Raw genomic sequence first — 18,087 nt, 5'->3', positions numbered from 1 at the left:
CGAAGGTTGCGCCCTCCCTCGTGGTGCGGCCGCGACGCGATCGCGTTGACCGTTGGCGTTGGTGTATCTGTAGCGGAACTTCAGCCCACCGCCAGCCAGCTTCCGCACATTCGGCCGGCCCACACCACGCGACGCTGGATCCGAGGCACGTTGACCGATCGGCAAGGCGGCCAGTCCGTTCTCTCCGAGCATTCCCTTCATTGCGCCCATTGGCGACCGCTCGGCGACCTTTTGTCAGCGGAAGGAGGTGCACAAAGATGAGCGAAGATGGTCGCGGGGCCTGGGAATCAGCCGCGTGGTTTACGGCTGGAAGGTCTGTGGAGGCGCGTGGAAGCGCTGTAGAGGTCCCATAATCCGTCGATTCCAGATTCGAATCGTGATGGGCCCCCACGCGACCTCGCACGACTTGTTGCAGATCTCATTGCCCCCCGCCCCCCGCGCGACCCGGAGCGTCGGTACCATCTGATCCGCACACAGGGATCGACCATGCCCAACACCGCTACCCCGGTGGAAGACTTCACCACCGAAATCGAAGACAGCCGGCACCTGTTCGCCTGGTGTCTGGTCCACTATGGCCAGGTGCCCGAGGCGCAGGCGCTCGAACAGGCACGGAAGCGCTATCCCGACCAGAACCCCGGCCGCGAATACGAACACGCGCTGATCTTCCACGACGAGCCCTGGCACTGGGCGATGCTGCACATGAAGGGCGAAAGGTATTGGCAGCAGCACTCGGAACTGGCGCAGCCGTCGCTGGACTACGAAGCCGAATCGGACGCACTGTGCCTGGCCCGCGGTGAGCAGGTGCCACTGCTGGATGAGGACGAGTACCTGGGCGCGCTCGCGCATGCACGCCACATGCGTGCATGGACGCTTGTCCATCAGGCGGGTCGTTCGCCGGATGAAGCGCGCCAGGAGGCGCTTGGTCACTACGCGTATCATCCGCGCCATCATCGCGGGCGATTTCAGGTTCACGATCCGCGTGACGGCTGGTGCCATGTGATGAGCGCATTGCATGGCAACGACTACTGGGCGCGACCAGAGCTGCGGGAACCGCCACAGGCCTATTGGAGCGAGTCCCGCGCCTTTGTTTCGGCGCAGGGAATCCGCTTGCCGGACCCTCCGGGCTGAGGCCTGCTCAGCCAGCGAAGGCGCAGCGCCATCGATCACCGCACTCTGTGCCGAATGACACATGCCCTGCCATTTCTGCTGGCGGGAAGATGGCGGCATCCTGAAGTGGAGTGATCTGATGCCTGGTACGCTCAGTCGTCGCACCTTCCTGGCCAATGCCGCGGCTGTTCCGGCGGCCACGCTCATTCCCACCGGTGTTGCCACCCCGGCGCGGCCAAGCGTCACCACCGCGAGCCTGATCGACGCGGAACGCGGCGTGATCCGCTCGGCCATGGACGGCAGCGGCATCGGTGCCGCTGCCGTCTGCCTGGTCGAAGGCGGGCAGGTGCGCTGGACTGAAGGCTTCGGTCACGTATCAGGCCAGGGCAGCGTGCCCGTAGACGCCAGCACGATGTTCAGCATCCAGTCCACCTCGAAGAACTTCGCGGCGGTGGCGGTGCTGTTGGCCGTGCAGGACGGCATCCTTGATCTGGACGCGCCCATTACCCGCTATCTGCCGTCGTTCACGGTGCGCAGCCGCTTCGAGCATGCTCCACAGGAGCGCATCAGCCTGCGCCTGCTGCTTGCCAATCGCGCGGGATTCACGCACGAGGCGCCACTGGGCAACAACTACGAACTGGCGTCGCCGGGCTTTGATGCGCACGTCCGCAGCATCTCGCAGACATGGCTGCGCTTTCCGGTGGGTACGCGCTATCGCTACTCCAACCTGGGCTTCGACCTTGCCGGTCATGTCCTTGAGCAGGTTGCGGGCATCAGCTATCCGGCCTGGCTGCAGCGCCGGATCTTCGAGCCGCTGGGAATGCACGACAGTACGGCCGATGCGTCGGTCTACCTGGCAAGCAAGGTGCGGGCACTGGGAACCCAGGAAGGCCATACGCAGGTACCGCCGGTGACGCCGCTGGTGGTGTCGGGAGGCGTGTGGACCAGTGCCGCCGACATGGCGAAGTATCTTGGCTTCCTGCTCGGTGGCGGCCGATCCGGTGCGCAGCAACTGCTTGAGCCCCGTCTCTGGGACGAGATGCATGGTTTCGGCCTGGGCGGCGACTACGGGCTCGGTGTCATGCGCAGCGAACGCCTCTACGGCAGTACACCGGTGCGGCTGCTGCACCACCGCGGCGGGGGCTTCGGATTCGGGTGCGTGTTCACCTACTGCAGGCAGGCAAACGCTGGATTTGCCGCGATGTTCAATCGCGCGACGTCTGCGGGGTACGGCATCGGCGAGCGTCTGCTCGATCAGCTGTTGTCGGCGCGTTTCGGGCCCCGTCAGCCGCGTGTGCCCCTATCAAGCCTGGCGCCGATCAGGTTGACCCAGGACCAGATGCAGCAGATGGCGGGAAGCTGGATCGGGCGCAGCGGCAAGGCGAAGATCGGGGTTGCCGGAAACGGGGAGCTGCAACTGCATCGAGGGGCGCACGCCGAGGGTACCCGCTTTGCGGCCATCGACGGCGATCAACTTTTCACTGTGGACACCGATGGAGAGGTTGCGACGTACCGTTACCATGCGGCGACGGACATGCTGCCGGCGTACCTGGAATGCAGCAACGGCGAGGATGGCCTGGACCAGAACGATCCCATCGATGGGCCCACCGGGCCGCAGGCGCCCCATTGGCAACCCTGGCTGGGACGCTATCGCGTTGACCAATGGGGCAGACCATCGATGTTCGTTGTGCTGGAGCAACGACACGGCTGGCTGTACATCGATGGCATCCGCCTGGTTGCTGAGGTGGAGCCAGGATTGTTGTTCACCAGCGATGGCGAAGCGGTGGATTTTCGCGGCTCCCAGCCGACATGGCGCAACCTGCGCCTGCGGCGCGTCGCGCCCATGGGCCAGGGGTGATGGCGGCATGCCGCGCGCTCATCCGCGCCGCCCACGCCCATCGATGCTGTAACGTCCCGCCCCGGTGCACGCCAGCAGCAGGAAGCCGCCGGCGAGGCCCAGGTTCTTCAGGAACATGATCTGCTGGGTCTGGTCGGCGAAGTTGTGGTGGAAGATGAAAGCGGTGACCAGGCTGAAGCCTGCGAGCACGACCGCCACCAGCCGGGTCTGGAAGCCGAGCAGGATGCACAGGCCGCTGCCGATTTCGAACGCGATGGTCGGCCAGAGCAGGATGCCGGGTACTCCCATTGCCTCCATGTAGCCCTGGGTACCGCTGAGATCGCCGAGCTTGCCCAGCCCGGAGACCAGGAACAGGGCCATCAGCAGGATGCGTGCAAGCAGGTAGGCGAGCGAATGCGATGAAGTGCTCACGTCGAGGTCCTCGGAGATGGCCGACGCAGGCGATCGGAGCCCACCGGCGGTGAAGCCCGTGTCTACGCGCCGGGCAGGGCGCCTTGACAGCTGCCGCGCTGCAGTAGACCTTTCCCGCATGACGATCGATATTGAATCGCTCAGCCTTCGCGAGCTGGGTGCCCTGGTGGTTGCCGCTGAACGGCGGAAACAGCTGATTTCCAGCCGCCGTCCGGCCAGTGCGGTGCGGCGGATGCTGAAGGCCGCCGCCGCCGAAGCCGGCTACACCCTTGAAGAACTCTTTGGCGGCCAAGCCTCGGAAACACCTGCGCCCGCCCGAAAAGCCGTCCGCCGTAAATCCGGCAAAGTCGCGCCCAAGTATCGCGACCCGGAATACAAGCGCCTGACCTGGACCGGTCGCGGGCGCATGCCGCGCTGGTTGGCGTCCAAGGTGTCGATGGGCCACAAGGTCACCGATTTCCTGATTCCTGGCTTGGCCAGGCCGACCGCTGGCAGGACCAGCACCATCGGCAAGCGGACCGTCATCAAGAAGGGATGACGCTGCAGCACTGCTACCCTGCCCGGGTCTTTCAACCAAGGAGCACGGGATGGCACACGAGAGTGGCATGACGATCACGCCGAAAGCCCTGCACGCCGCCGCAGTGGCGGGCATGTTGGTCAGCCTGCTGGCCTGGGCGGTGGAATGGAGCGGGATGGCCTATGTCTGCCCGTACTGCCGCGTGCAGCGCACGGTCATCGGCGTGCTCGGCCTGCTGACGCTGTTCGCGCGCCCGGGGAGCCTCATCGTGCCCTGGTTGTCGTACACAGCGGGTGGCTTCGCGTTCGTGGTCGCAGCGATGCAGCACTTCAACGGTTGGAAACGCATTTCCGCAGGCGACTTCAGTTTCAATGAGCAGTGGTACATCGACCCTTGGCTGTTGTCGGGCTGCGCAATGCTGATCCTGGTGGCGCAGCTGATGCTGGTGCAGGCCGCCTGCCGGCGCAGCTTGCGCTGAGTGTTTCCACGCATGGCGTGGAACTACCCGTTCTGGAATACCGCCAGCTGCGCGGCGAAGGCGCGCTGGTAGGCGGGCCGCTGCGTCGCGCGGGCCACATAGGCGGCCACCGTCGGATACTCGTCGAGCAGCCCGCTGCTCTTCAGGCGCAGCAGCACCGAGACCATCATCAGGTCGCCCACGCTGAAATCGCCGTCCAGCCACGGCGCCTTGGCCAGCCATGTCGACAGTTGCGCCAGTCGCGCCCGAACCCGCTCATCCAGCATCGGCAGCCGCTGTGCGTACCACGGCTGCTCGCGCTCCAGCACCCAGGCCATGGAGCGCTCAACGATGGGGGGCTCCACCGTGTTCAGCGCAGCGAACATCCACATGATCGCGCGCATGCGGGCGTCCGGGTCGCGCGGCAGCAGGCCGGGGTGCTGTTCGGCCAGATGCAGGACGATGGCGCCGGATTCGAACAGGGTCCGGTCGCCCTCCTGCCAGGTGGGAATCTGCCCGAACGGATTGCGTGCCAGGTGTACGGGCTGCTTCATCTCGGTGAAGGTGAGCAGTTGTACGTCATAGGCTACCGACAGTTCCTCCAGTGCCCAGCGCACGCGCATGTCACGGGCCAGGCCCTGGCCACGGTCGGGGGAGGTGGCGAAGGCGGTGAGGATGGGAGGCATGGGGTCCGCAATCAAGGAGGGCTTTGATGATCTGACGAGCGAGTGTGCCGGAAATCGACATGGGTGTCGGTGCTCTGCACGTCGCCTGCACGTGTCCTGCACGCACGCACCGTCGCCGATCCATCAGTCTGCCGGGGTCATCCGCAGAGACAGGTAACAGGCATGAATACCCCCGGAAAACCCAAGCCCAGTTGGCGCCAGAGAAACGTGCTGATGGGAGCACTCGTTGCGGTCCTGATGATCGTGCTGATCATCCTCTTTGTTCCTTGGTGACCCTGCCCAGGATCGCTCGATGTGATCCACGCGCCACCGCCGCGTGAAAAAGTCAGTGCGGGTTGGGTGAAGTGATGTGCGTATCAATCGCTGCTCACCCGGGAACCACACGAGCATGTCCACAGTGGATACGCAGGCAGCGCAGTCGAAGCTGCTTTTCTCCCCTGAAACGAAGATACAGGAGCAACGCCATGAGCACCCAGTCCACCATCGAACACCGTCTCAACGACCTGATCGAGATCGCCCGTGACGGCAAGTCGTTCTATGAAGAAGCCGCAACCAAGGTGAAGGATGCCGAGCTGTCGGCCCTGTTCACCCGCATTGCCGGTGTCAAGGGTCGCATCGTGGCCGCATTGAGTGGCTCGGTGGCTGCCAGCGGCGGCAAGCCGGCCGAGCATGGCACCGTGGTGGGTTCGATGCAGCAGTTCTACGGCAAGGTGCGTGCAGCCTTCGGTGACACCAACTATGGCTATGTGGCCGAGCTGGAAGAATCGGAGGACCGCCTGCTGGGCGCGTTCAAGGACGTGCTGAAGGACAACGAGCTTCCGCCGGCGGTCCGCCAGGAAGTCACCCAGCTGTTGCCGGAAGTGCAGGAATGCCACAACGTGATGCGCGCGCGCAAGCATGCGATGAAGGCGGCCTGACGATCAGCGGCGTCCCACTCCCCAGGGACGCCGCGGCCGGGGCGGCACCGCTGCCCCGGCCACCCTGAATCGGTCGCTGCTACACTCTTTCCGGTTCCGCACTGCCAACAATGAGCACCATGAACAACGGGAACGGTCCGCAGACAGTTCGCTGAGCCGCAACAACGACGCAGACGTTGTTGCGGTGAACATCCCTGCGATGCATGCGAAGTGGATGGATCACCGCCGGACTCATTCTGGGCGGAGACTCCCCATGTTCAATCGACAGGCCCCGCGTTGGGCCCATACCCTGCCATCGGCCATTGCGCTGATGGCGCCGTTCGACCTCCTGGCCTCGCTGGCCATGGATATCTATCTACCTGTAGTGCCCTTGATGCCCGGCGCGTTGGGAACATCGCCTGCGCGGGTGCAATTGACGCTGAGCATCTACCTGCTGGTGCTCGGCGTCGGCCAACTGCTGTTCGGCCCGTTGTCCGACCGGATCGGGCGCCGCCCCGTGCTGTTGCTGGGGGCGCTGCTGTTCACCGTTGCCTCGTTTGCGCTGGCGCTGTCCAGCAATAGCGGGTTCTTCCTGGCCTGGCGCACAGTGCAGGCGATTGGCGCGTCGGCAGCGCTGGTAGCGACGTTTGCCACCGTCCGCGACGTATACGCGGATACACCGCAGGGGGCGTCCTTGTATGGACTGTTCGCTTCGATGCTGGCCTTCGTGCCGGCACTGGGGCCGATGCTGGGTGCACTGGTGGCTGCGGCAGCAGGCTGGCGTGCGATCTTCGTGCTGCTGGGTGTGCTTGGCCTGGTCGCCGTCCTGCGTGCGCAACGCCTGTGGCAGGAAACCCGACCCGCAGGGCGCAGGGACGCTGGACCGGCACTGCAGAAAATTCTTCGCAGTGGTGCCTTCTGGGTCTACACGCTGGGATTCAGTGCCGCGATGGGCACGTTCTTCGTGTTCTTCTCGATCGCACCGCGCGTGCTGGTCGAGCGCATGCAGTACTCCCAGATCACCTTCAGCCTGGCGTTCGCGACGGTGGCACTGGTGATGATCCTCATGTCGCGCATGGCGAAGACGTTCATCGCGCGCTGGGCGGTGCCTGGCACATTCGTGCGTGGCCTGTGCGTGATGGTGGCGGGCGTGTTGTTGATGGCGCTCGCTGCGGAGTTGCCACTGTCATTCGCCAGCGTCGTGCTGCCCATGTGGGGCATCGCGGTGGGGCTGGTGATGGTGGTTTCGGTGGCTGCCAACGGCGCGTTGAGTGAGTTTGCCGATGCGTCGGGTATGGCGGTGGCGCTCTACTACGCGATGCAGAGCCTGATCGTGGCCTGCTTCGGAACACTGGCTACGGTGCTGCTGCCGGGCGATACGGTATGGCCGCTGGTGGCCTATGGGCTGTTGCTGCCAGTGGCCAGCCTGGTCGCCGCGGCGATGTTGCGCGGCTGCCGCTAGCCTCGGCCGGTGATAAAAAAAGGGCGGCCATCAGGCCGCCCCAATCCTTCATGAGAACACGTGACGGGAACTAGAAGCGCACCGACCAGCGCACATTCGCACTGTGGTCGCGGCTTTCACTGCCGTACTGGCCGCTGTAGCCCAGTTCCAGCTGCTGGCGCTCGGTCAGCCAGGCCGACAGGCCCAGTTCGGCCACCACCGCGTTGTCGGCGATCGGCGCGCCGTTGACCGCAAACGTCGTGCTTCCGTTGGCGAAGGCCAGGTTGGCGACCTGGCTGCGATCACCGGAAGCGCGGCGATAGCCGACGCCACCGCGCAGGTGCAGCCAGCTCTCCTGCTGGAACGAAGCCTTCAGTCCCTTGTCGAAGCGCAGGCCGGCAGTGGCAATCGTGGTTCCGGTATCGTCCACCTTGCCCTGCAGTGCCGCTGCTCCACCGCGTTCGTTGACGCGCTTGAGGTCCACTTCGACACGTGCGACCTGCAGGTAGGGCTCCAGCCCGGCTTCCGGGCCACCGAAGCGGTAGCCGGCTTCGATGAAGGCTTGGCGGGTGCGGGCGTCGTAGCGCGCGCTCAGGCTGTCGCTGAAGCCTGCGAAGGCGACATCACGCGTACTCTTCACCTCGTGCTTGCTCCACGCCACACCACCGCGCAGGCCGAAACCGCCCCAGTTGTGGCTGGCGTAGGCACCGAAGTGGGTGTTGTCGATCTTCGACTTGGCGCGACGCTCCTGCTGCTTCACGTCGGTGCGGCCCGTGCCGGCCAACACGCCGACCTGCCAGCCGGAGAACTCGCGGTCGATGCCGACCAGCAGGCCGTTGCTGTTGGCTTCGGTGCGGGCAGTGTTGACGTCACCGTCCAGCTTGCTGTTGCCACCGATGGCCTGCACCCATGCACCCGTCGCGTCACCCACGTCGCTACCGGGTGCGGCGGCGCCGGCACGGCGTGACAACGCGGCATCGCGCACGTAGCGGCTGCCCTCGACCAGGGCGATGGCCGTGGCCGGATGCAGCTCGCCGCTGAGGCCATCGAGCACGCCTCCGACCTGCTGCGGGAACAGCTGGGTCAGTGGTTTGGGCAGGCCCTGGGCGATCGGCAGCAGGTCGGCGGCGGCCGCCACGGCACGCTGGTTGGGCGTGTGCGCGGCGGTGGTCAGCGATGCACCACGGGCCACATCGATGCGCGTGCCGTTGGTGCCGTAGGCCAGGCTGAACTGCAGGAACGGGGAGAACGCGCTGAAGTCGGTCTTGGCGAACTGGCCGTTGATGCCTCCGTCGGCACGCAGGAAGTTGAACTGCTCGCCGAGGTAGTACACACCCGGCTCCGGCAGCGCGACCAGCGTGCCGCCAAGGGTGGCGGTGCCGGTCACGTGCAACTGGTCACTGCGGCCACCCGGGGCCAGCTCGGCGGCATAGACGCCGGTGGCACCCTGCACGTAGTTGCCGTTGATGGTCAGCGTGCCGATCGAGTTGCCCGGCGCGATGATGCCGTCCACGCGGGTATTGCCGAGCGTGCCGACGCCCTTCAGCAGGCCGTTGGCGCCGACCGTGGTGGTGCCGCCGGTCTGCGTGCCGTTGAAGGACACCACGCCGCCATTGATCACCAGGTTGCTGTTGTTCAACACGCCGCTGGCGCTGACCGCGCTCACGCCACCGGTAGTGGTCAGTGCGGTGGAGACCAGGCTGCCGTTGAGCAGCAACTGGCCACCCTGTACTTCGACTGCCGAGGTGAGGGTGTTGGTGCCGTTCAATTCCAGCGTACCGTCCTGCAGTACCGCGCCGTTGAAGCTGTTGTTGCCGCTCAGGCGCAGCCAGCCGATACCGGATTTGGTCAGCTTGCCAGGGCCACCGATGTCGTTGGTCCAGTTGTCCCAGGCATCGCCTTCCCAGACTTTCAGGCCGCCGGCTTTCTGGTTCATCACCACGTTGGTGTCCACGCGCAGCGAGCCATAGCCTTCGATGGCCTTCTTCAGATCCACCATGCCCCAGCCGTAGATCGGATCGATGCCCGCTGCACCCAGGTCGCGTGCGGTGGTCAGCAGCACGTCGCGGACCTGGGCGTTGTCCAGATAGGGGAAGCGCTCCATCAGCAGGCCGAGCGCGCCGGTGATGTGCGGCGCCGCCATCGATGTGCCCGTCTTGGTGCCATAGACATACTGGGTGTTCTCGCTGTCGATGATCAGCCGCACGTAGGCGGAGGTGTTTTCGATGCGGCCCTGGATATCCCCGGAAACGATGGTGCTGACGATGTCGGTGCCGGGTGCCGAGATGCACCAGTTGGCGGCAACGCCACAGATGCTGGAACTGCCATCGATCACGTAGTCCGTTTCGCCCGCAGCGGCGTTGGGCCGGCGGACGTTGGCCACGGCCAGCCAGTACGGTTCCAGTTCGGGCTTCCAGCGCGGCATGGCGGCCGTGATGCCGGCGACGGCGCCGCTGCCGTTGCCAGCCGACCAGACCTGGATGAGGGTGGAGCCCGGGGTATCGCCATTGCTGGCGTAGATGCTGCCGTACACGCCGTAGTCGGCACCGATGTTGGCGTACTGCTGGTCCAGCGCGGCGGCGGTCATGTTGCGCGTGGAGATGCCCCAGCTGTGGTTGATGGCACGCACGCCCTGCGCCTGGATCTGTGCATACATGTCCAGCGTGGCGGCGTCATCCGGATCGGTGCGGTAGACCGCGCGCGGGCGATAGTAGTTGTCCGGATCCAGGCGCCACTCATAGTAGGTGTCGCCGAACACGCGGGCGGCGGTGAGATCCGCACCAAAGGCCACGCCATGCATGCCGGTGCCATTGCGGTTTGCGCCGATGGTGCCAAGCACATGCGTTCCGTGGTCGGCGTAGCTGAAGCCATAGGGCTGGCCGGCCGCGATCAGGCGTGCCGCGAGTGCGGCCGGAACGCCGGCACCGAGGCCATAGTAGTTGTAGCCGGGCTGTTCGCCGCGGGTCTGCCCGCAGGCACCGGTCCCCGCGACCACACCCGGCGTCGGGCAGTCGGCACCGATGGTGATGCTGGAGGTATTGCGTCCTGCAAACTCCGGATGCGCCAGTGCGGACCCCGAGTCGAACAGCGCCAGGCGCACACCCTTGCCGGTCAGGCCGCGTGCATAGGCGTAGTCCGCGCCCATCGCACCCAGGCCCCAATCGGCGTTGAACTCATCGCTGCGCCAGCTGGCCGGATCGCCCGGGTTGCCAAGAACGGCGGTGCTGCTGGCGGCAGGTGCAGCGGCCGTCGCTGCGGGTGCAGCGTTGGCAGCAGGCTGCGCCCATGCAGCCTGCATCTGGCGCTGCTGCTGCCAGGCCTCGAGTGATTCGCTGGCCATGGCCGGCAGTGCAGCGGCCAGCAGCAGCGAGCTGGCGACGGCAAGCGCCAGCGGGCGGTGCGACAGGGAGCGGGACGAACGGCCGTACAGCGGGTGATTCATCGGACAACTTCCTTGGTTGACGGACATCAAGGCCGTTAACGCAACGGCATGGCGATATCCCCCAGTAATGTGAAGGGATTTTTATGAACGTGTTAATGTTTTGTGATCGGTGCACGACGTGGCTCCGCCGGGCCGGGCACCGCGACCTTTCTTGCCGAGGCCTTGGAGCCGTCCATGCGTAACGCATTGCGTAAACCACAGTTGGCGATATTGGGTAGTGCCGATCCTGGCAGCGACGCGTTCGAGCGCGCAGCTGAAGCAGGGCGTTTCCTGGCCGTGCAGGGCATCACGCTGGTCAGCGGCTGTGGCAGTGCCGCTACGCGGGTAGCTGCCGAGCAGGCAGTAGCCGCCGGTGGCCAGGTGCTCAGCGTGATCCCGGAAAGCGGCATGCCGGCAGCCGATTGGCCCGCCACGGTGGTGGTGCCCTGTGGCATGGGCGATGCGCGCAACCTGATCATGGCCCTGGCCGGTGATGCCTGCATCGTGATCGGCGGGCGCGCCGGTACGATCTCGGAGGTTTGCCTGGCCTGGCTGCACAAGCGGCCGCTGCTGCCGCTGGTGGGGGCCGGTGGCTGGTCCGATGCGCTGCCGGACAACCCGCCGGACGAGCGCGGCAATTCGCCGATCCTGCCGTGGCGCAACATTGATGAGCTGGCCGGACAGCTGCGTGTGCTGGGGTTACTGCACCGCTGAGTCGAGCGGCATCGGCCTTCACCCAGCGTCCCGTGTGCAGCGCTAAGGTGGCCCGGCCTGGGCTCACCAGGCTAATCAAGGAGCGATGTCGATGCGCACTTTCAGGAAAGTGATCGCCGGTGTTGTGTTCGCGTTGGCCTGCAGCGGCTCGGTGGCCGTGGCCGGACCAGTCCAGCCCTGCGATCTGCCCTGCTGGAAGGCTTACCAGGCATGTGTGTCCGGTGGTGGTGATGCCATGGAATGCCAGTACGAATACGATCGATGTGTCATGGAGCGCTGCGGCGCGGTGTAAGCCCAGCCATGCTCGGCTGAAGACGGGCCTCGTCCGTGGCGGGGCTCTTCTGTTCGTGCGCAAGGTCGGGCAGTCTCGACACGTTCTTCCTGGTGGAGTGGAACATGGCCGTCAAGCGTGTCGTCGCCAACATCGCCACGTCCGATCCCTCACGTGCCGCTGCGTTCTATGGCGAGCCGCTCGGCATGCCGGTGGTGATGGACCATGGCTGGATCGTCACCCATGGCGGGCAGAGCAGTGCGCTGGCGCAGGTCAGCTTCGCCAGTGAAGGAGGCTCGGGCACGCCGGTGCCGGACCTGTCGATCGAAGTGGACAATCTGCAGGACGTGCTGCAGCGCATGCGCGCGGCCGGCATCGCGCTGGAATATGGCCCGGCCGACGAACCCTGGGGCGTGCGGCGCTTCTTCGTCCGCGATCCGTTCGGTCGGCTGTTGAACATCCTTGCCCACGCCTGAGCGGTGGATGGTGCCTCGCCACGCCTGACGGTGCGCGCGGGACGATGACCGTCTACCGGCGTGCTGGCCCTGCTCGCGGCATCCGGGCTGCTCCGGCAGCCCAGGCGCGCCTGGACGCGCCGCGGTCAGCTCTGCTGGCGTTGTGGACCGTCCCTCGTTGGCGTCGCTTCGGCCGCTTGCCGCTGCTGCCGTGCATTGGCGTGGCGAGCGTGCCCGCCTTCGCGGCCGATCGCTGCCATGTGCTGGCGGTTGCGGCTGATCGCCTCGCCGCCCTTGCGGCCGGCCACGCGTGCCTCGGCCGGGCTGAACTCGTGTGCATTGCCGGACGCATGCGCGGCGCGTCCTCCCTTTGCGGCGATCGCGCGCTGCTTGTCCTGGTCCATCGAGGCGAAGCCACGATGGGAAGTGCCGTGGTGCTGGCCGGCCATGGGAAGGCTCCCGTTGCATGGAAGGGAAGCTCATCCTTGCCGGTGCCCGGCTAACGGAGTGTCCGCACCGGTGCGGCTGCCTTCACGCCGCACCGTACTGCTTTTCACGGCGCAGGTACGCTGCTGCGCGCGCCGCCCTGCGTGGCCAGGACGAACTGCACCCTTCACCTAGGCCGGACAGCCGGCCGCGCAGTGCGCACGTTGGAGCTGCGCCTGGGCAACGGCGGCTGGACCTTCCTCAGCGAAATCGAAATGGCCGCAGAGCAGTAAGGCTTCAGGGCTGGCGGGCGTCCTGCAGGCGCTGCGCGAAGGGCCGCTGTGCGAGCGCTGCAAGGGCGTCGCGTAGTACCTGCTCCAGCGGCTGCCCCAGATCGGCATCGAGGCTGCGCGCCGCACGCGCGGTGGCCTGCCATTGCGCCTGCAGCGCAGGCATCGCGCGCTGTGCGCGGGGGCTCAACTGCAGGATGCGTTCACGCCCATCGTCGCTGCTGGACGCGTGCAGCCAACCATCGCGCACCATCGCCGCCACGGTCTGGCTGAGCGCCGAATGGCTGAGCCCGCAGGCCGATGCCAGGTCCTTGATCCGGCAGGGGCCCTGCGCCATCAGCGTGCGCAGCACCGGTGTGTAGCGGGGCCGGTAGTCCAGTTGCAGGTCCCGGTAGGCGTGCTCGACCGCCGGGTCCAGCTGGTCGAGCAGGGCGCGCAGCAATGTGCCGAGCGTGGCGTGTTGGAGATCCATGACCAGGATGATATATAAGCGCTTATATATCTTCAACGCGGAGTTGGTTGATGGCCGTGTCCTGGATGCTCATTGCGTTGCTGGCAGGGGCCTGCCCGGCGCAGGACGGAGTGCTGCGCGCGGCGGCCACCGCCGTGCAGGCGCAGTACCTTGACGAGGCGGAGGGCGCCCGTATCGCCGATGCCCTGCGCACCTGGTCGGTGCAGCAGCGCTATGCGGACAGCTGTTCGGATCCGGTTGCGTTCAGCGCACGCCTGAACCAGGACCTGGACATGTTCGATGGCCACTTCCATGTTGAACGCGTGGACGCAGCGGCCGGCCAGGACGACTGGTTGATGGCCTGGCGCGCCGATGCCCGCAGCAATGGTGCCGGCGTGCGCGAGGTTCGGGTGATGGAGGGCAACATTGGTTACCTGCGCCTGAGTACCTTCTATCCGCTGGATCTGGCGCGCCCGAAGTTCGCTGCGGCCCTTTCCCTGCTGGCCGACACCGATGGCCTGGTGCTGGATCTGCGCCAGAACGGGGGCGGCGACGATGCAAGTGCCGACCTGCTGGTACGCACGCTGCTGGACGCGAAGATCGACGCGGTGCAGCAGCTGGACCAGCGCGGCCGGCGCACGCCGGTACCGCTGCCGCCTGCCAGCCTGCCTGCGTACCTGAAACCGCTGGTGGTGCTGATCGACCGCCGCACCGGTTCGGCGGCCGAGTTCGTCGCCTATTCGCTTCAGGCACTGGGCCGCGCGCGGATTGTCGGCACGCGCAGTGGCGGTGCCGCGCATATGTTTGGTGATCCTGTGCTGCTGCCCGATGGCTATCAGATCAGTATTCCCGACCGGCAACCCATCAATCTGCGCACCGGTGGAAACTGGGAACGTACTGGCGTGAGGCCTGATGTGGCCGGCGGCGACGATCCGCTGTTCATCGCGCGGCAACTGCTGGCGTCTGCGAAGTCGTCAAGATGAACGCACGATTGCATGGCTGTCCTATCGCGGATGCGCGATTGCATGCCTAGAATCGAAGCATCCCGGTAGTTCCCGGGCGCTTCGAGTGAATGGACTCAATGAAGATTCTGTTGACCGGCAGTTCCGGCCGCATCGGGCGCGCGATCTTCGGTGCGTTGGCGGCCGCCCACGAAGTGGTGGGGCTGGACCGCAGTCCGTTTGCCACCACGCGCATCATTGCCGATGTCAGCGATCGGCAGGCCGTCGCGCGCGCGGTGCAGGGCGTGGATGCGGTCATCCATACCGCGGCCCTGCATGCCCCGCATGTCGGCCTGGTGCCGGATGCGGTGTTCCAGCAGATCAACGTGGAGGCCACCGCACACCTGCTGCAGGCGGCACGCGAAGCCGGTGCACGGCGCTTCGTGCTGACCAGCACCACTGCGTTGTATGGCCATGCCGTGGTGGCCGGTGGCTGCCGTTGGATCGACGAAGACACCGAGCCGCTGCCGCGCACGATCTACCACCGTACCAAGCTGCAGGCAGAGACCCTGGCCGAAGCCGCCGCCACGCCGGGCTTCAGCGTTCGCGTGCTGCGCATGGGCCGGTGTTTCCCGGAACCGCCCGAACGGATGGCGATGTTCCGCCTGCATCGCGGCATCGACGCCCGCGATGTGGCCAGCGCACATGCTGCACTGCTGCTCGACGAAGGCGCCCGGTTCGCGCGCTATCTCGCCTGCGCACCGACGCCGTTCCGGCGCGAGGACTGCCTGGAACTGGCCACCCACCCGCGCAGCGTGCTGGCCCGTCGCGCGCCGCAGCTGCTGGCCGAGTTCGAACGCCGTGGTTGGCCGCTGCCATTGAGCATCGACCGTGTCTATGACAGTGCCCGCCTGCGCAGCGAGCTGGGCTGGCAACCGTGCTTCGGGCCGGACGACGTACTGCAGCAGTATGCCGTCGGCAGCATCGAGGTACTGCCGCGGGCACAGTGGATCAAGGACCGCGTGGCCGAGTGAGGGCATCGCGAGGGGGGAACGCTGAGCCGACCCTGAGCGGATTCAGGAATGTGCAGGCCGACCGCCTCAACCTCGTTGGCGGGCGGCCGCTAACCCAGTGCGCTTCCAGCGCCGGGCGCGCCCCGGCTGCCGGTGGCCTGCGCGACGGATCGCGCGCCTGCGCGGTGCCCTCGTGGTGCCGGTCGTCCTGAACTGCTTGCGGACCCTCCCATGTCTTCTTCCCGCTCTGCCACTGCCCAACGCCCGGGCAGCATCGCCCACAAGTTGATGCTGGGCACCGCCGTGATCGCGCTGCTGTGCTTCGGCCTGACCGCCTTCCTGATCTACCGGCAGGCCAGCGCCAGTCTGATCAGCGCCTCGCGCCAGACCATGACCAGCGAGGCCAACGCTGAGGCGCGCCAGGTGGCGGCTGATCTGGGCACCGCTTTCGCCAGCAATGACGCCATGGTCGAGGCCGTGCTGGCCCAGCGTGCCCGTGGTGACATACCCGGCCGCGCCAGCCTGGCGGCGGTGCTCGGCGAACAGCTGCGTGCTCATCCTCAATGGCTGGGCAAGAGCACCATGTGGGAGGCCGATGCCTTCGACGGCAAGGATGCGGAGTTCGTCAATACCGAAGCACACGATGCCACCGGCCGCTACATGAGCTACTGGGCCTGGCAAGACGGCAAACCGCAGCAGTCGGTGATGACCGACTACACCGAGACTGCCAGCGGTTCCGGTGACTGGTACATGGTGCCCAGCCGCGACAAGCTGCCCAAGGTCAGCGAACCTTACGCCTATGACATCGCCGGCCAGAAGGTGCTGATGAGCACCCTGAGCACGCCGATCATCGAGAACGGCAGATTCCTGGGCGTGTTCACCGTCGACTTCTCGCTGGCAGCGCTGCAGAAGCACCTGGCAACGCTGAAGCCGATGGGGGCTGGCCGCGTCGAACTGCTGTCGCCCAAGGGCGTGGTGCTGGCCTCGGCCAATGCCGCCGAGATCGGCAAGCCGCGCAACGATGCCCTGACCCGCAGCATGCTGGCCGACATCGCCGCCGACCGTCCGTTCGAGGCCTTCAGCCCCGACGCGGCCGGCAACGTACGCGTGTATGTGCCGCTGCGCGTGGGCGACGCCCCGCAACGCTTCGCGCTGGGCGTGGTGATGCCGCATGCGGTGATCGTGTCTGAGGCACGCCAGCTGCTGTGGCTGACCCTGCTGGTCGGCGTGATCGCCGCGCTGACCCTCAGCGCCGGCGTCTACGTGCTGCTGCGCCGCCTGGCGATCCGCCCGTTGGCCGAAGCGGTACGCGTGGCCGGTGATGTCGCCGCCGGCAAGCTGGACAGCACGCTGCCGGCGCGCAGCAACGACGAAGTGGGGCGCCTGCTGGACGCAATGCAGGGCATGCGTGGGCAGTTGCAGTCGGTGATGGCTGCGCAGGCCGAAATGGCGCGCCGCCACGATGCCGGTGAACTCAGCTATCGCATGGATGCTGCGGCCTTCCCGGGCGAGTACGGCCGCATGGTGGCCGACAGCAACCAGCTGGTGGCCTCCAGCAATGCGGTCACCCAGCGCCTGGTTGAAGTGATGCAGCGCTATGCCGTGGGCGACCTCAGCGTGGACATGGAAGCGCTGCCGGGCGAGAAGGCGGTGTTCACTGCCGCAATGGCGACCACCAAGCGCAACCTGGCTGCGATCAACGAGCAGATCCAGCAGCTGGCCGCCGCCGCCGCCGCCGGTGACTTCGCCGTGCGCGGTGATGCACTGCGCTTCGACCATGATTTCCGCCGCATGGTGGAGACGCTGAACACAATGATGCAGGTCAGCGACCACAACCTGGCGGCACTGTCGACGCTGCTGCGCGCGATCGCCGCCGGTGACCTCAGTGCCCGCATGCAGGGCGACTTCCACGGCGTGTTTGCGGTGATGCGCGACGATGCCAACAGCACCGTGCAGCAGCTGACCCAGATCGTCGGCCAGATCCAGCAGTCGGCGGCCAGCATCCGCCTGGCCGCCGGTGAGATCGCCGCCGGCAACAGCGACCTGTCGCGCCGCACCGAACAGCAGGCCGCCAACCTGGAAGAAACCGCCGCGTCGATGGAAGAACTGACCTCCACCGTGCGCCAGAATGCCGACCATGCGCTGCAGGCCAACACGCTGGCCGGTTCCGCAGCGGGTGTGGCCAGCGAAGGCGGCCAGGTGGTCAGCCAGGTGGTGCACACCATGGAGCAGATCGAGGCGTCTTCGCAGCGTATCGCCGAGATCATCTCGGTGATCGATGGCATCGCGTTCCAGACCAACATCCTGGCGCTGAACGCGGCAGTGGAAGCGGCGCGCGCCGGTGAACAGGGCCGTGGCTTCGCAGTGGTGGCCAGTGAAGTGCGGGCGCTGGCGCAGCGCTCGGCGGGTGCTGCAAAGGAGATCAAGGAGCTGATCGACGCCTCGGTGGCCCAGGTCGGTGCCGGTGCGCAGCTGGTGCACGGTGCGGGGCGCACCATGCAGGACATCGTCGGTCAGGTCGGCCGGGTCAACGAAATCATGGCCGAGATCTCGGCCGCGTCGCGCGAACAGTCGGCCGGCATCGAGCAGGTCAACCAGACCGTGGTGCAGATGGACGAAACCACTCAGCAGAACGCCGCGCTGGTGGAGGAAGCCAGTGCCGCCGCCCGTGCGATGGAGGAGCAGGCCGAGCAGCTGGCGGTGGCGGTGTCGCGCTTCCGCCTGCAGGCCGA

Annotated in this window: 17 protein-coding genes; 12 read left to right on the top strand and 5 right to left on the bottom strand. The window is 66.4% G+C overall.

Annotated elements, in window-relative coordinates; genetic code table 11:
• Positions 1–486 precede the first annotated feature (486 nt).
• Complete coding sequence (locus tag N5E02_RS05765; protein WP_005419576.1) at positions 487–1,128, top strand: hypothetical protein; 642 nt, start codon at positions 487–489, stop codon at positions 1,126–1,128.
• 118 nt (positions 1,129–1,246) lie between these two features.
• Positions 1,247–2,965, top strand: coding sequence for a serine hydrolase (locus N5E02_RS05760; RefSeq protein WP_279946028.1), 1,719 nt, complete (start codon positions 1,247–1,249; stop codon positions 2,963–2,965).
• Positions 2,966–2,983: 18 nt separating this feature from the next.
• On the opposite strand, the gene N5E02_RS05755 is transcribed toward N5E02_RS05760, so the two are convergent.
• Positions 2,984–3,376, bottom strand: coding sequence for a DoxX family protein (locus N5E02_RS05755; protein ID WP_019660763.1), 393 nt, complete (start codon positions 3,374–3,376; stop codon positions 2,984–2,986).
• A gap of 118 nt (positions 3,377–3,494) precedes the next feature.
• Here N5E02_RS05755 and N5E02_RS05750 point away from each other — a divergent pair, with 118 nt between their 5' ends.
• Entirely contained in the window at positions 3,495–3,914 is a 420-nt protein-coding gene (locus N5E02_RS05750) for an H-NS histone family protein (protein WP_111008293.1), read from the top strand.
• 49 nt (positions 3,915–3,963) lie between these two features.
• A complete protein-coding gene (locus N5E02_RS05745; RefSeq protein ID WP_065186330.1) occupies positions 3,964–4,371 on the top strand; it encodes a hypothetical protein in 408 nt (135 codons plus the stop codon).
• A 23-nt stretch (positions 4,372–4,394) separates the two neighbouring features.
• Here the strand turns inward: N5E02_RS05745 and N5E02_RS05740 are convergent, their stop codons facing one another.
• Entirely contained in the window at positions 4,395–5,036 is a 642-nt protein-coding gene (locus N5E02_RS05740; protein WP_065179797.1) for a glutathione S-transferase family protein, read from the bottom strand.
• Between the two features lie 464 nt (positions 5,037–5,500).
• Between N5E02_RS05740 and N5E02_RS05735 the strand changes: the two genes are divergently transcribed.
• Together N5E02_RS05735 and cml are read left to right on the top strand one after the other, a co-directional pair.
• Complete coding sequence (locus N5E02_RS05735) at positions 5,501–5,953, top strand: PA2169 family four-helix-bundle protein (RefSeq protein ID WP_005419568.1); 453 nt, start codon at positions 5,501–5,503, stop codon at positions 5,951–5,953.
• Positions 5,954–6,206: 253 nt separating this feature from the next.
• Complete coding sequence (gene cml / locus N5E02_RS05730; protein WP_235649070.1) at positions 6,207–7,394, top strand: CmlA/FloR family chloramphenicol efflux MFS transporter; 1,188 nt, start codon at positions 6,207–6,209, stop codon at positions 7,392–7,394.
• A 70-nt stretch (positions 7,395–7,464) separates the two neighbouring features.
• Here cml and N5E02_RS05725 read toward each other — a convergent pair whose 3' ends face one another.
• A complete protein-coding gene (locus N5E02_RS05725; protein WP_164092859.1) occupies positions 7,465–10,815 on the bottom strand; it encodes an autotransporter serine protease in 3,351 nt (1,116 codons plus the stop codon).
• A gap of 174 nt (positions 10,816–10,989) precedes the next feature.
• On the opposite strand from N5E02_RS05725, the gene N5E02_RS05720 reads away from it, so the two are divergent.
• The 3 genes from N5E02_RS05720 (at position 10,990) to N5E02_RS05710 (ending at position 12,255) form a co-directional block, all read left to right on the top strand.
• On the top strand, positions 10,990–11,508 hold the full coding sequence (locus tag N5E02_RS05720) for a Rossmann fold nucleotide-binding protein (protein WP_032954557.1): 519 nt from the start codon (positions 10,990–10,992) through the stop codon (positions 11,506–11,508).
• A gap of 91 nt (positions 11,509–11,599) precedes the next feature.
• Positions 11,600–11,800, top strand: a complete 201-nt coding sequence (locus N5E02_RS05715; RefSeq protein WP_005419561.1) for a hypothetical protein — start codon at positions 11,600–11,602, stop codon at positions 11,798–11,800.
• 104 nt (positions 11,801–11,904) lie between these two features.
• A complete protein-coding gene (locus N5E02_RS05710) occupies positions 11,905–12,255 on the top strand; it encodes a VOC family protein (RefSeq protein ID WP_279946026.1) in 351 nt (116 codons plus the stop codon).
• A gap of 125 nt (positions 12,256–12,380) precedes the next feature.
• Here N5E02_RS05710 and N5E02_RS05705 read toward each other — a convergent pair whose 3' ends face one another.
• Together N5E02_RS05705 and N5E02_RS05700 are read right to left on the bottom strand one after the other, a co-directional pair.
• The gene (locus N5E02_RS05705; RefSeq protein ID WP_065177995.1) at positions 12,381–12,683 is read right to left on the bottom strand and encodes a KGG domain-containing protein; all 303 of its coding nucleotides are present in this window, start codon (positions 12,681–12,683) and stop codon (positions 12,381–12,383) included.
• A gap of 274 nt (positions 12,684–12,957) precedes the next feature.
• A complete protein-coding gene (locus N5E02_RS05700; protein ID WP_279946025.1) occupies positions 12,958–13,422 on the bottom strand; it encodes a MarR family transcriptional regulator in 465 nt (154 codons plus the stop codon).
• A 50-nt stretch (positions 13,423–13,472) separates the two neighbouring features.
• Between N5E02_RS05700 and N5E02_RS05695 the strand changes: the two genes are divergently transcribed.
• The 3 genes from N5E02_RS05695 to N5E02_RS05685 form a co-directional block, all read left to right on the top strand.
• Positions 13,473–14,384: a S41 family peptidase gene (locus tag N5E02_RS05695; protein WP_279946024.1), complete on the top strand. Its 912-nt coding sequence runs from the start codon at positions 13,473–13,475 to the stop codon at positions 14,382–14,384.
• 98 nt (positions 14,385–14,482) lie between these two features.
• Entirely contained in the window at positions 14,483–15,376 is an 894-nt protein-coding gene (locus N5E02_RS05690) for an NAD(P)-dependent oxidoreductase (protein ID WP_065177998.1), read from the top strand.
• A gap of 210 nt (positions 15,377–15,586) precedes the next feature.
• Positions 15,587–18,087, top strand: a 2,501-nt coding sequence (locus N5E02_RS05685; protein ID WP_279946023.1) for a methyl-accepting chemotaxis protein, incomplete at its 3' end; no start/stop codon positions are given.

It is taken from the genome of Stenotrophomonas sp. GD03777, assembly GCF_029842485.1.
In the GTDB taxonomy this organism is placed as follows: Bacteria; Pseudomonadota; Gammaproteobacteria; order Xanthomonadales; family Xanthomonadaceae; genus Stenotrophomonas; species Stenotrophomonas sepilia.
Note: the sequence above shows the minus strand (reverse complement) of the source record. Positions and strands in the feature narration are given on the sequence as shown.